Source organism: Leptospiraceae bacterium, assembly GCA_025059995.1.
GTDB lineage: Bacteria > Spirochaetota > Leptospiria > Leptospirales > Leptonemataceae > SKYB61.
In genome coordinates this window covers 1-14,432 of sequence record JANXCF010000008.1, presented here as the reverse complement: position 1 = coordinate 14,432, position 14,432 = coordinate 1, and the positions used below count along the sequence as shown (strand labels likewise).

General features: G+C 36.6%; 11 protein-coding genes. 9 read left to right on the top strand and 2 right to left on the bottom strand.

The annotated features are described in order from the left end of the window. Window positions 1-176: 176 nt before the first annotated feature. Window positions 177-830 (bottom strand): hypothetical protein, encoded by a 654-nt coding sequence (locus tag NZ853_10090; GenBank protein ID MCS7206034.1) that lies wholly within the window; start codon window positions 828-830, stop codon window positions 177-179. Between the two features lie 123 nt (window positions 831-953). Then, on the bottom strand, window positions 954-3,527 hold the full coding sequence (clpB, locus tag NZ853_10085; protein ID MCS7206033.1) for an ATP-dependent chaperone ClpB: 2,574 nt from the start codon (window positions 3,525-3,527) through the stop codon (window positions 954-956). Between the two features lie 375 nt (window positions 3,528-3,902). On the opposite strand from clpB, the gene NZ853_10080 reads away from it, so the two are divergent. The 9 genes from NZ853_10080 to NZ853_10040 all read left to right on the top strand — a co-directional run. Further along, window positions 3,903-4,466 (top strand): cytochrome c family protein, encoded by a 564-nt coding sequence (locus NZ853_10080; protein ID MCS7206032.1) that lies wholly within the window; start codon window positions 3,903-3,905, stop codon window positions 4,464-4,466. A 31-nt stretch (window positions 4,467-4,497) separates the two neighbouring features. Then, on the top strand, window positions 4,498-7,620 hold the full coding sequence (locus NZ853_10075; protein ID MCS7206031.1) for a TAT-variant-translocated molybdopterin oxidoreductase: 3,123 nt from the start codon (window positions 4,498-4,500) through the stop codon (window positions 7,618-7,620). 19 nt (window positions 7,621-7,639) lie between these two features. Next, on the top strand, window positions 7,640-9,052 hold the full coding sequence (gene nrfD / locus NZ853_10070; protein ID MCS7206030.1) for a polysulfide reductase NrfD: 1,413 nt from the start codon (window positions 7,640-7,642) through the stop codon (window positions 9,050-9,052). Continuing rightward, window positions 9,042-9,743 (top strand): DUF3341 domain-containing protein, encoded by a 702-nt coding sequence (locus NZ853_10065; protein MCS7206029.1) that lies wholly within the window; start codon window positions 9,042-9,044, stop codon window positions 9,741-9,743. The genes nrfD and NZ853_10065 overlap by 11 nt, the downstream gene beginning before the upstream one ends. An 8-nt stretch (window positions 9,744-9,751) precedes the next feature. Then, window positions 9,752-10,354 (top strand): cytochrome c, encoded by a 603-nt coding sequence (locus tag NZ853_10060; protein MCS7206028.1) that lies wholly within the window; start codon window positions 9,752-9,754, stop codon window positions 10,352-10,354. Window positions 10,355-10,363: 9 nt separating this feature from the next. Continuing rightward, window positions 10,364-11,614, top strand: a complete 1,251-nt coding sequence (locus NZ853_10055) for a hypothetical protein (protein MCS7206027.1) — start codon at window positions 10,364-10,366, stop codon at window positions 11,612-11,614. 23 nt (window positions 11,615-11,637) lie between these two features. After that, on the top strand, window positions 11,638-12,540 hold the full coding sequence (locus tag NZ853_10050; GenBank protein MCS7206026.1) for a cytochrome c: 903 nt from the start codon (window positions 11,638-11,640) through the stop codon (window positions 12,538-12,540). A 4-nt stretch (window positions 12,541-12,544) separates the two neighbouring features. Then, the gene (locus NZ853_10045; GenBank protein MCS7206025.1) at window positions 12,545-13,888 is read left to right on the top strand and encodes a hypothetical protein; all 1,344 of its coding nucleotides are present in this window, start codon (window positions 12,545-12,547) and stop codon (window positions 13,886-13,888) included. A 9-nt stretch (window positions 13,889-13,897) separates the two neighbouring features. Continuing rightward, the coding region (locus tag NZ853_10040) for a cbb3-type cytochrome c oxidase subunit II (protein MCS7206024.1) at window positions 13,898-14,432 on the top strand (535 nt) is incomplete at its 3' end.

The following is a 14,432-nucleotide window of genomic DNA, read 5'->3' as shown; positions in this document are numbered from 1 at the left end:
GAAATAAAAGAAAACTCTAAATCACAGGAAAACCCTTCAAAATCAAATCTAAACTTTCTAAAAGAAGATTTATCAAAACCAACGAAAAAGAAATCTTTTGAACTAGAAACCGCCATTCAAAATAGTTTTTATGGTTCTTATGTGAATGAAGATGAAGTTCCGAAGCTTCCTGATGATTAATAAAGATATTTCGGAATGATTTTTGAGTCTTTCAGATGAGAGGGAAACAAGACAACAAATTTCTTTCCGGTTTTTCGAAACTCCTTTCGAAGTTCTTTTGAAGTTTGCAGGTAGGTTTCGTATTCTTCTTCTCGACGAAGTAGGATTTTCTCCCAAAAGATGAAGTGAGAATCAATAAATTCTTGCCGTATGTCTTTATATCGTTGGGTCAAGGGACATTTGACCTTTCCCGTTTTTTCATCTTTTTCTGTAAAAGCTTTGATGAACGTCAAACCCACAAACACTCCACGTCTATCTAAATAAGGTTCTAAAGGGAAGGTTCGACAAGAGATGCTTCGTTGACTTCGAATACAATGTAAATGTCCTTTGCATTCACAAAAGATTTGATCTTTGGTTTCTTGTTTTTTTAATTTGTGATCTTCTTTGGTTTTGGGATACCATTTTTTCCATTGATCCCCAATAGAACGAAGATAATCATATTCTGCTTTATACAACAGAGGAACGGCATTATCCGTAGAGCAACAATACGGAACCCCTTGATTATAGGGTTTGCACAACTCTCCGCAATCATAATCAGTGATTTCTTCTTCCAAAAGAGAATAATAATATTTGATTTCTTCAATGGTCAGAGAAATATCAAGCTTCGGCATGGATTTAAAAACAAAAAAATATCAAACGCCCATTTAGAAAAGTAAAAACAAAAAAAAATGCTTAATTCGAATCGCCTGCATTTTGTATATTGCATCCCAAGATTAATGATTTTTCGTAATGATTTAAGTTTTAAGATTTAATTCCACACTTCCATTCTTGATTGTGAGGGCATATTGCTTTTCAGGATCATATTCTCCTTTTAGGATAACTCTTGCCAAGTAGTTGCCGATTTCTTTTTGGATTAAGCGCTTAAGTGGTCTTGCACCGAACTGAGGGTCATATCCTCGTTTTGTGAGCCAATCTAAAAGCTCTTTTGTATAATGTAGATTTAGTCCTTTTTCTTTCGATCGTTGGAACAAAAGTTGGAGTTGGATTTTGACAATTTCATATAAAACTTCTTCTGTGATGGGATTGAAAAGTATGATTTCGTCGATTCGGTTGAGGAACTCAGGTCGGAAGAATCGTAGTAAATCCTGATGCACGAGGCGTTCTTTTTCTTCTCCCGTCAGGCTAAGATCCATCAAGTAATGGCTTCCAATGTTGGATGTCATAATGATGAGGGTATTTTTGAAATCCACTGTTCGTCCTTTGGAGTCCGTGAGTCTTCCATCATCAAAGATTTGCAGAAAGATATTGAAGACGTCAGGATGTGCTTTTTCAACTTCATCAAAAAGAATCACCTGATAAGGTCTTCTTCGAACGGCTTCGGTGAGTTGTCCTCCTTCTTCATAACCCACATAACCTGGCGGAGCTCCAATCAGTCTTGCCACAGCATGTTTTTCCATGTACTCTGACATATCAAAGCGAAGAAGGGCTTGTTCATCATCGAAAAGAAATCTTGCTAAAGCTTTAGCTGTTTCGGTTTTCCCAACTCCTGTGGGTCCTAAAAATAAAAACACTCCCATAGGGCGATTGGGTTCTGATAATCCGGATCGATTTCGTAAAATAGCTTCGGATACAGCTTTTAAAGCATGATCTTGTCCAATCACTTGTTTTCTTAAATCATCGAACATGTTTAAGAGTTTTTCTTTTTCGGTTTGGAGCATCTTGGCAACGGGAATACCCGTCCATCGGCTAACAATCAGAGCTATATCTTCTTCCGTGATTTCTTCTTTTAAGTAACGTTTTTCTGCGGACTCAATTTGTTTTTCCAAGTTCTGGAGTTGTTGTTCTAAGGCTACAATTTGACCATATCGTATTTCTGCGACTTTGTTGTAATTTCCCACCCTTTCGTATTCTTTTTCTTTGATGCGCAGTTGATCGATTTGTTCACGGATCGCTTTGGCTTTCTCCACAATTTCTCTTTCACTTTCCCATATCCCTTTTTTGTAGCGAAACTCATCTTCTAGGTTTACCAATTCTTGTTCTAATTCTTGAAGTCGTTGTTGAGAGGCTTTGTCTTTTTCTCTTTTTAGAGCTTCCCTTTCAATTTTTAGTGATTGGATTTTTTTCGAAATCACATCCAATTCTTCGGGTAAAGAATCTAATTCGATCCTCATTTTGCTCATGGCTTCATCTATCAAGTCCACGGCTTTGTCTGGTAAGAATCGATCTCGTATATATCGGTCTGAGAGTTTTGCTGCAGCGATTATTGCACCATCCGTTAATCGGATTCCATGATGAAGTTCATATCGACTTTTGAGACCTCTCAGGATGATGATTGTTTCTTCTACAGTAGGTTCTTTCACATAAACTGGTTGAAAGCGTCGTTCTAATGCTAAATCTTTTTCGATGTATTTTTGGTATTCTTTGAGGGTAGTAGCTCCAATGCAGCGTAGTTCACCTCTTGCCAATGCTGGTTTGATCATGTTGGCTGCATCTAAAGAACCTTCAGCAGCACCAGCTCCCACAATCGTGTGAATCTCGTCGATAAAAAGAATGATCTTTCCGTCTGAGCGGATCACTTCATCTAAAAGAGCTTTCAATCGATCTTCGAATTCACCACGATACTTGGCACCTGCAATCATACTTCCTAAATCCAACGCCCAGATTTCTTTATCTTGTAGGGTTTCGGGAACCTCACCTGCTACAATCTTACCTGCAAGTCCTTCGACAATCGCAGTCTTTCCAACACCAGGTTCCCCTATCAAAACAGGATTATTTTTGGTTCTTCGAGAAAGAACTTGCATGATCCTTCGAATCTCTTCATCCCTTCCAATCACAGGATCCAACTTTCCTTTTCGTGCCAAATCATTTAGATTTCTTGCAAATTTCGAAAGGGAGTCCATGCTATCTTCGGGATTATCAGAGGTGATGGGTTTATCACCTCGTAGTTCTTTGATAATGTTTTTGATGTTGTCTGCTGTAAGACCAATGTTTTCTAAGTCTCTGCTGTGTTTGTATCGGTTCTCAATGTAAGCAAGGATGATGTGATCTGTGGAAAGATATAAGTCGCCTTTGCTTTGCATGATTTTTTCTGCTTTTTGTAATAGTTGAACAAAAGAGGATGAAGGTCTTGCTTCGTAATCTCCTTCTACTTTTGGAAGGGATTGGATTGAGGTTTCGAAAATTTTTAACACTTGGTTTTTTTGAAGATTCAATTTAGATAAGAGCATTTCTCCTATGCCATTTTTTTGATTAAAAATCTCATACATTAAATGCTCTGGTGTGACTTCGGAATGGTGATAGTCTTCTGCTAATTTTTTGGAGTTTTGGATTGCTTGTGCTGTCATGGTTGTGATTTTATCTAATTTCATAAACGTCTCCTGAAATTTATTTTAAAAAATTTATAAAAGCATTTGCTAAAATTAAATCATAAAATTTACTTAATATTTATACCTTCATAAATTTTGAGATTGATAATCAATATAAGCTAATATTTATTTATTATAAATTGCAATAAAAATTAATCAATTATTGTACCATATCGATAACATTTTAATTCTTTTTTTAGATACTTTATTTCAATTTTTAGAGACAATTTTACATAAGTTTATTCCTTTTTTTAATTGAATTTCGTTTTTTATATACTGAAGTCCTTAATTAGTTGACAATGAGAAATTAATCGAAAGATTTTCTCAAAATCTCAATAGAGATTTCATTAAAGAATTTTATAAAAAAAGGCAAGTAATATGAACGCACTCAGAAGAATATTCCAAAAGCATGGTGGGAAGCTAACGCTAATATTCCTTATTTTAGGTTTTTTTTATTACCTATACGGGGTAAACCCAAAATATCAAGGTTATGCACCTGACCAACCAATTCCTTTTAGTCATAAGATTCATTCAGGAGAAGTAGGGATTGATTGTAAATTTTGTCATTACACAGTTGAGCGTTCTGAGCATGCAAGTGTTCCTGATTTGAATACATGTATGAAGTGTCATACTGAAGTTGCAGGTGATAGTCCTCATATCCAATTCATTAGAAAATCTTATGAAGCAGGAATCCCCATTCGATGGAATAAAGTCTATGATCTTCCTGATCATGCTCATTTTAGTCATAAAGCTCATGTAGCCAGAGGGATTGAGTGTCAAACTTGTCATGGACCAGTTGAGACTATGGATAAAGTCTATGTTTATACAGAGTTCAACATGGGTTGGTGTGTGAACTGCCATCGACAATACACCGAAGAAACTACCCCTGCTGGTAATAACAACGCTATTGCTATCACAACTTGTGGAACATGTCATTATTGATTTCATAACTGCATAATTGAGGGATATGAAGATGGAAAGAAAAACCTATTGGAGATCCTTAGAAGAAAAAGCTCAACCTGAGATTGAGAACTGGAAAACCCCTGAGTTTGAATATACACTCAAAGAAATGATGGAAATTGCAAAATCAAAGAAACTTTCTCGAAAAGACTTCATGAAGTTCTTGGGAGCTTCTGCTGTAATGGTAACTGCTGCATGTAGAAGACCTACAGAGCAAATCATCCCAGCTGTCATTCAATCGCCAGAATACACCCCAGGGGAAAAAGTTTATTATGCTTCTGCAACACCAGAGGGAACGGGTATAATCATTCACACACGAGAAGGAAGACCCATCAAAATCGCAGGAAATCCGGATCATCCCTTAACAAAGGGAGGTGTGTCTGGACGAGAAGTGGCTGATATCATGGATTTATACGATCCTGATCGTTTGCGATATGCTGTGCGAATCGAAAACAAAAGAAAGTCTAAAACTTCAAAAGAAGAAATCATCAGTGAAATCCAAACCAAAATCGAATCTGAAAATTATGTATTAATAACAGGTCCGATTCAAAGTCCAACATCCAAAAAGTTAATCAATGAATTTATCAAACAATTCCCAAATGGAAAGCATTATGAGTTTCGTCCTGATCCAACATTAAGAACCATTGCAGAAGGACAAAAGTTATCTTATGGAACGAGTGTTGTTCCTTACTTCCGATTTGATAAAGCGAAACTTGTAGTAGCTATTGAAAATGATTTCATGGGAACATTCCCGGGAGCTCAAGTATATAGTAGAGCGTTTACAGAAAAACGAAATTTAAACTACAAGAAGCAACAAGATTACAATAGCTTGATTGTTTTTGAGTCCATGTTTACGACCACTGGTGGCTATGCAGATCATCGTTTCCCCATCAAACCCGGAGATGCTTATCTCATAGCGTTGTCGATAGCAGCGGAGTTAAACAATCAATTAATGGTAGGACCTTTTGCTAAAAATGATCAAGTTCGATCTCTTTTACAAAACTACATCCCTGAGAAAATAGAAGGAATGGTGGGTGTGTCTTCATCTATTCTCAAAAAAGTGGCAACAAAACTAAGCGAAAACAAAGGAAGTTCCATAGTAATTGCGGGTTCGCCCTTGGCTGAAGATCAAAATGCGTTGAACCTTCAAATAGCTGTAAACTTTATCAACCATATCTTAGGAAATGACGGGAAAACCATTGATTATCAAAATCCGATGACCATTTCACCCGGAAGCAGCATAAAAGAAATCCTACAAGTGATTGAAGATATTCGAAATCAAAAAATCAAAGTGGTTCTATTAGCAAATGCGAATTTGGTTTATCATCTACCCCCTTCTATAAAAGTAGAAGAAGCATTGAAAAATGCGGATTTTGTGGTTTCTTTTAGTGATCGCATTGATGAAACAGGTTGGGCATCAGATGCAGTTCTTCCTCTGTCACACTATATGGAGAGCTGGAGTGATGTGGAGTTAGTAAGTGGAATTCGTTCTGTGATACAACCTGTGATAAGACCCTTGTATGACACCCTTTCTTTCGAAGATTACTTAATCCAAATTTTAGGACCAAGGATTAGTGAGTATAGTTTTCATGAGTACCTTAAAAATGAGTGGGCTAAATTAACGAAAGAAAGCTTTACGAAATTCTGGATCGGAATTCTCCAAAGTGGATATTATCAAACAAAAAAATTAGATGTGCCCGGAAAAGCCGGAAAAGAAAGAAGGTTTGAGCTTTCATCTCTAGACCGATTACCCAAGGAACCAAAAAATACTACAGGATATAGAATTGGACTTTTCTATCACATTTCGTTATATGATGGAACGGGGGCAAATAATGCTTATCGTCAAGAACAACCGGATCCAATCACAAAAGTGGTTTGGTCGAACTATGTTGCTGTTTTACCAGAAACGGCAAGAAAACTCAAGCTCAAGCAAGGAAGCATAGTCGAAATCAAAACAGAAGAAGGAACATTGAAACTTCCCGTTTATTTACAGCCAGGTCTACATCCCGAGGCAATGCTCATACCATTGGGCTATGGAAGAACTTCTGCGGGTAAGGTTGGAAATAATGTAGGAGAAAATGCTATAAAAATCACTTCCATTAAAGAAGGACAATGGATACTAACCGGTATTTCTCCTTTACCCAATGGGGAGTCTCCTGTGTCCCTCACTGGAGAGCGCGTGAAGTTGGCTGTAACCCAAATGGTATATCGAACGGGAAGAAATACAGAAAATCGTGCCTTTTTCTCACCCGGGACACTACCGAATGCTCCTTATGAAGCTTCATCTCAGTATGATCGTAATCTCGTAATTGAAACCACCTATGCTGAATACAAGAACGGTTGGAAGGCACCTAAACAAGCAATTGAGTTCCCAGAAAATGCTTCTTTGATGCCCGAATGGAAATACGAAGGAACTCGATGGTATATGGTGGTTGATCTAAATTTGTGTATTGGATGTGGGGCTTGCATTACAAGTTGCAATCTTGAAAACAATATTCCTATGGTGGGTCCAAAAGAAGTTCATACAGGACGAGAAATGCACTGGATGAGGATTGATCGATATTATTCGGGTGATGAATCTAATCCTGAAGTTGTACATCAACCTATGCTTTGTCAACAATGTGGGAATGCTCCTTGTGAGAATGTGTGTCCTGTTGCTGCAACCTCCCATAGTGATGATGGTATCAATGTGATGGTATACAACCGATGTATCGGAACCCGTTATTGTGCAAATAACTGTCCATATAAGGTGCGAAGATTCAACTGGTTTGAAAACTGGGATTACATGGAAGGTGCCATCAGAAAATTACAAGATCCGCAGCAATTGGCTCTTAACCCTGATGTCACCGTTCGAAAAAGAGGTATCATGGAAAAATGCAACTTCTGCCTACAAAGACTTAATCGAGCAAGACAAGATGCACGTTTGAAGGGACTTGATCGCATTCCTGATGGAAGTGTTAAAACTGCATGTCAAGAAGTATGCCCAACAAATGCAATCTACTTTGGAGACATCAACGATCCCAACTCCGAAGTTTCTCAATTAGTCAAGAAGGGAAGAGGTTATAAGGTGTTGGAATTCTTAGGGGTAGATCCATCCATTACTTACTTAGCAAAAGTTAGAAATCCAATATTATAAGACTCAAAGAGGAATCATTATGGCACATCAAACAACACACACTTTAACAAAAGAGCAGTTAGAATACATTCACCCTACCATGGTGGAGGGTGATAAGAGCTACAAGCAGATCACAGATGATATTATCCGTCCCATCAATACTTTTCCAACAAAACTTTGGTGGATAGCCTTTGGAATTTCCTTTTCTTTCTTGTTGCTTTTATTAGCTGAAATTGTTTATCTTTTTGCAACGGGGATAGGAATCATTGGGATCAATGTTCCTGTGAGTTGGGGAACCTTTATTATCACGTTTGTTTTCTGGATTGGGATTGGACACGCTGGGACGTTGATTTCCGCAATCTTGTATGTATTTAGACAACAATGGCGAATGGCAATCAATCGTTCTGCTGAGGCGATGACGATTTTTGCGGTGATTTGTGCAGGGATGTATCCTCTTATCCACTTAGGAAGACCATGGTTTGTATTTTGGATTTTCCCTTATCCTAATGAACGGGGAACTCTGTGGCCAAATTTTCGTTCGCCACTACTTTGGGACGTTTTTGCGATTTCGACTTACTTGATCACATCACTTGTGTTCTGGTATTTGGGTCTGATACCTGATTTTGCTTCAGTTCGTGATAGAATTAAACCTGATAACTGGGTAAACAAAATCAGAAAAAAGATCTATTCAGTATTGTCGTTTGGATGGGTAGGTAGTGCCAAAGCATGGGCACATTACGAAACAACAGCCATGATATTAGCGGGACTTTCCATGCCTTTGGTTTTCTCTGTTCACACCGTTGTTTCTTTTGACTTCGCAACTTCTGTAATCCCAGGATGGCACACAACTGTGTTTCCTCCGTATTTCGTTGCTGGAGCTGTGTTTTCGGGATTTGGTATGGTTCTTACTTTGCTCGTAATAATGCGGGAAGTTTTCAATTTTAAAGAATACATCACAGAAAAGCATTTGGAGAACATGGCAAAGGTCACAATGTTGACGGGTTCTTTAGTGGGGATTGCTTATGCTACTGAGTTTTTCGTGGCATGGTATTCAGGAAGTAAATTCGAAGCTTTTACTTTCATTAATAGAGCATTTGGTCCTTACTGGTGGTCCTACTGGATTATGGTTTCTTGTAACGTTATCACACCCCAATTATTCTGGTTCAAGAAAATCCGAACCAATCCTGTAGCCTTGTGGATCATTTCCATTTTTGTCAACATTGGTATGTGGTTTGAGCGATATGTGATTGTTGTTACCTCATTACACAGAGATTTCTTGCCTGGAAGCTGGGACATGTATATCATGACAATTCATGAATATGCCATTTTGGCTGGTTCTTTTGGGTTGTTTTTCACCTTGTTCCTATTGTTTGCAAGATTCTTCCCTACCATAGCGATCGCAGAAGTCAAAACCTTAGTAAAATCACCGGAGGCAAAGGGTTATGGTCACTAAAAGAGATGATATAATAGAAAAGATATTCGAGAAGTTAGAAAAATTTTTAGATGCTTTTTTTGGAGCACAAACACGAGCCTTTAATAACTTCATTAATCGCTTTTTCGTCTATCGATATGAAGAAGCCAATACAGGGATGTATGCGGTTTTTCATTCTCCCGAAAGACTCCTAAAAGCCGCAAAAGCTGTTAGGGAAAGAGGATATGATCAATTTGATTGTTTTTCTCCTTTCCCAATTCATGGGTTAGAGTATGCAATGGGTTATCAAAGGTCAAAATTGCCCTACGTAACATTTTTTGGAGGGTTAACGGGTTTTATTCTAGCAGTGTTTGTACAAACCATATCTCACGAAAACATAATTCCCTACACCTTCACTCGAGCAATCGATGCTTACCCCAACTTGAATTCTTATCCTCTAAATTATGGTGGTAAACCTACATTCAGTTGGCCAGCCATGATACCTATATCCTTCGAATTAACAGTTTTGTTTGCTGGCTTGAGCACGGTGATAACCTTGATGATTTTATCCAGAATGCCCAAGCCAAGTAGAATTCCTTTAGATGAACGAATAACTGATGATAAGTTTGTTTTGTGGATATCAGGTAGTTCTAAAAACTATAATGAAGATCAAATAAGAGCTCTTTTTCAAGAACTCGGCGCAGAAGAAATCAAAAAGGTAGGTGAAAAATGAAAGCTGTAATGAAATATCTAACTTTATTTGCTGTTTTACCAGTTTTGTGGAGTTGTAATTACGCAGGAAACAAATCAGGTTTGCATTGGTTTTTGGATTTACATGATAACTATGCAGTTGAGTCCCAAGAAGAGGACGTTACAACTTATTTGGTTAGTTATTATAGTGCTAAACTCAAAGGTAGTGATAACATCGAAAGCCAATCAGGATTTGGTTCTACCATGAGGGTGCCACCCGAAGGGACGGTCCCAAGAAACTATATGCCTTATCTATATGATCCAAATGACTTTGATACACCAGCAAAGGAACTAAAGAACCCTTTAAAACCTACAAAACAGGTATTAGAACGAGGACAAAAACAATATAACGTCTACTGTGCCGTTTGCCATGGAGCTACAGGCTTAGGTGATGGACCACTTTCTCCAAGATTGGCAAACATCCCAGCACTTGCGGGTGATAAATCAAATGTTTTAGATTGGGAAGATGGTAGGTTTTATCACATCATAACTGTAGGAAGAGCAAGAATGAAGGCTTACGCAGCTCAAATTTTACCTGAGGATCGATGGGCAATCATACATTATATCAGATTATTACAACAAAACGCAAAGTAGAGGTGTCAAATGGCAGGAGTTGAAAAAAATTCTAATATCGAATTTCATTTCTCATCAAAACTACGCAACATTGCATTAGGTTTATTTTTAATTGGTTTGTTCTTAACGATATTGCAAATTATTTTTCCATGGCATTCTGCTCATCATCATGGTGGAGATCATCATGGAAATCCCAGGCTTTTCTATTCATTACACTTAGCGTTTTTGGTATTTCTTCCAATCACGTTGGGATCCATCTTTTTTGTTTCAGTTCATCATTTATCGGGTGCTGCTTGGAGCGTAACAATAAGAAGATTGGCTGAGACCCACTTTTGGTTCATGCCCGTCATGCTGGTGTTTCTCATTTTGATTTTGGGATTAGGTATTGATCAAGTATTTCATCACTGGGTTCATGCTCCAGAAACCGACAAACTCGTTAAGCATAAATCCCCTTGGCTCAATGTTCCTTTTTTTATTGGAAGAAACATTGTTGTTTTTATCATTTGGATCATATTTGGTTGGTATCTTTGGAAGCTCTCGGTTCAACAAGATCATGACGGAAAATTCGAACATACTCCTACCTTAGCGAAAATATCAGCTGGTTTTGCCGTCGTTTTTGGATTAACCATATCGACAACTTCTTGGGATTTAAGCATGAGTATTGAACCCCACTGGTTTTCTACCATCTGGGCTGTGTATATCTTTGCAGGAGTTTTATTGAGTAGTTTTTCTGCAATGGCAATATGGGTTTACTTTTTGAAGAAGGCTGGCTACTATGGAGATACACTAACAGAAAACCACATTCATGACGTTGGAAAGTACATTTGGGGTTCTTCCATTTTTTGGGCGTATATTGGTATAGCTTCTCAATTCTTGTTGATTTGGTATGGGCATATCCCTGAAGAAACCATCTTTTACAATACCAGAATCTATAACGACGATATGAGCCACAACCCTTGGGCTTTGGTATCACTATCTTTAATTTTTATTCGATTCGTACTGCCCTTCTTTTTGTTAATCAGAAGAGATTCAAAGAGAAATTTTGGATGGTTGGCTGCGGTTTCTGGGTTAGTGCTATTTGGTCAAATTTGGGATATGTATTGGGTATTATATCCAACATTAGATCATGGTCATTTTGTCATGATTTCCTGGCAGGAAATCGGATCGCTGCTATTATTCACTGGTTTGTATATTTTAGTTATTGGGTATGCTCTTACAAAAAGTAAGCTCATACCCATCAATGATCCACGATTAGAAGAATGTTTGCATGGACATCATTAATCAAATAATATAAGAGGGAATATATGATACGTTTATATATTTTCTTATTATCCATAATCACATTGATGCTTTATTGTAAAAAAGAACCTGAAGTATATGAAGCAACACCAGATTCTATCAATTATGGATCTATTGTCTATGCTTCAACGGAAATGAATTGTAAAAACTGCCATGGGGTAGACTATAAAGGAAATGGACCAGAAGCACGAGACTTAGATGTAAAAGTTCCAGATTTCACAGCTGAGCTAACTCCAGAAAAAACACCACTAAGTTACTTCAAAGCCATCTCTGTTGGAACTAATAACACAATAAAAGATGGCTATAATTATCATGCTTACTATTATCTCACAGATAAAGCTAAATGGGGATTAGCAAACTTTTTGTACTCTTTAGGAAAAGAACCAAAAGATTTAGAAATAAAAAAACAATGGCAGGAAGCAGTAGCAAGAGATATGAAGCAAGTAAAAGAAATTTATAAAGAAAATCGTAAATGGTATTTTGGAGAGAATACCCCGGCATCTGAAAGGACACCATCACCAGATTTAGAAAAAACAATCCAAAAAACGAATTACACAGTGGCAAAAGACATCAGTATATCAACTTTGGACGCTAAAAGAGCAGAAAAAATTTCAAAAGCAAGAGAGGATTATTTCGATGGTTATGTTCTATATCAAAATAATTGTCAAAGTTGTCATGGAGTTGGTGGAGAAGGAATACAAGGTTCAAGTCATATCGGACTTTTAGATAAATCAAGGTATGAACCTATTAAGGATATAGCACGAAGAAAAGCCGCATATGTAGGGATACCTGACCTAAAAAACACCGCTATCTCAAAAGAAAATATCCAAAAAGCTCATCAAAATTATTCATTTACAGATGAACAATGGACAACCCTAATTCAATACATTAAAGCAATCGTGGAGTAAAGTTATGGAAAAGAGAGGATATAAAACTACATCTGAATATTACAAAAACGCAGGGATTATTTGGTTTATCTTGGCAATATTTATAAGTTTTGTTGGTAGCTTACAATTACAGTTTGGTTTGTTTTCATCCAGTGAAGTGATTGGTTATGGAAAATTAACCCCAATTTTCTTGATCATCGTAATCTTTGGGAGCATACTTTCTTTTTTTCTATCTATGTTGTATGATGAACTTGATAAACTACCCATCGACCAAATAAAACCAACAATAGTTGGAAATATCTCTTTTTATGTCCATCAGCTATCTTTAGTGTTTGGATTACTAACAATCATGTTGGGAAGAAATGATGGTAGGATTTATGGTGAAATGAATTTTATTACTGATAACTTGTTTATGCTTGTTTTCACAATTGCTGTTGTCTTGACATTAGTCCATGTTAAAACTTATGGAAAAGTGAATGGCATTTTTCAGTTAATTATCTTCACCTTAGCAGGTATGATGGCAACCTTTTTTTTAGGAAATTTTGGTTTTCCCAACTCATACATCACAATTGTTCCACCCACATCTGGTTTCCAAGATGCAATCTCACAAGGTTTTTATACAACGGGAGTATTGGTATTTTTCGTTGGAATGCCATTAATTAGTATTTTCTATTCAGTGATTAAAAATTATAATCAAATCGATGATGAAGGTATAAACTTCTCTTCTTTCTTTATCATGATTGCCGTTTTAGTTTCTATTTCGGGTGGCGTTGGTTTAGGGAACTCTCCTTACCAAAATTTTTGGACATGGATTGGAAATTATGTATATTCTGTAATCAATCTACTTTTCTTAGGGTTTATGTATTATTTACATAATTTATATTACCAAACCAAAAAAGAGCATTATATTACTATTCCTGTTTTTGGAATAGCGTTGAGCATCTTTTTCTTAGTCAATACAATTTTAAGTTTACCAATCATTTATAGGTATATTCAATATACAAGTATTGATGTTTTGATTCTTCCAAATAAAGTTCTATATTTATTGATGCCACTTTACTTCTTATATACTGCCTATCAAAAACATCAATTAAAAGAACCCATTCATCCTTATCTATCAAACACATTCTTAGCTATATTTATTATCATAATGTTATTATTTGGTTTAGAAAGTATCTTACAATCATTCGCAATTTATGAAATGAAGGACGGCAATATCGTGAATAATAGCTGGGAAGTTATATTATCGAAAACCAGTTTTGTTCACTATGTAAAAATCATACTTGATATAGTTTATTTGATTATAGCATTCTTATTAGTTCCTATAGCATTCAAAACGAAAGAATTTCTGACAGAAAAAACGGCATAGGAGATGAATATGATACAGCAACCCATAAGATTATTTTTCACCATAGTTTTAATTTTAGTTATAGGTTATGCTATAACTGTTTACTTTTCTTTTGAGGTCGATTTGCATGGAAAACATTCTTTTACGCAAATACCTGAAAACCCATTAGTATTAAAGGGTTCAGAAATATACTACCAAGAGGGTTGTCAATATTGCCATACTTTGAATGTAAGAACTCAAACTTCAGAAATCAAAAGATATATAGATTTCGAAAAGTATGGCTACGATCCTTCAATTGAGCCAAATGAATTTCTCTTTTTTGCTCCTTTCCCCATAGGGATGCAAAGGATAGGACCCGATTTATCTACGGTAGCAAGTCGTTATACAAAAGAGCAGTTAGAAGAAATCCTGATAGGAAGATCAGAAAGCCCTACATTAAAAAAATATCATAATTATGCTTATTTGTTTGTGGATGAGGATTTGGATCCTTTGTTTTTGTCATGGAAAGTTCGATGGCTAATGAATAGTGGGCTTCCTATCAATGATCCTTACCAAAGAGGAATAT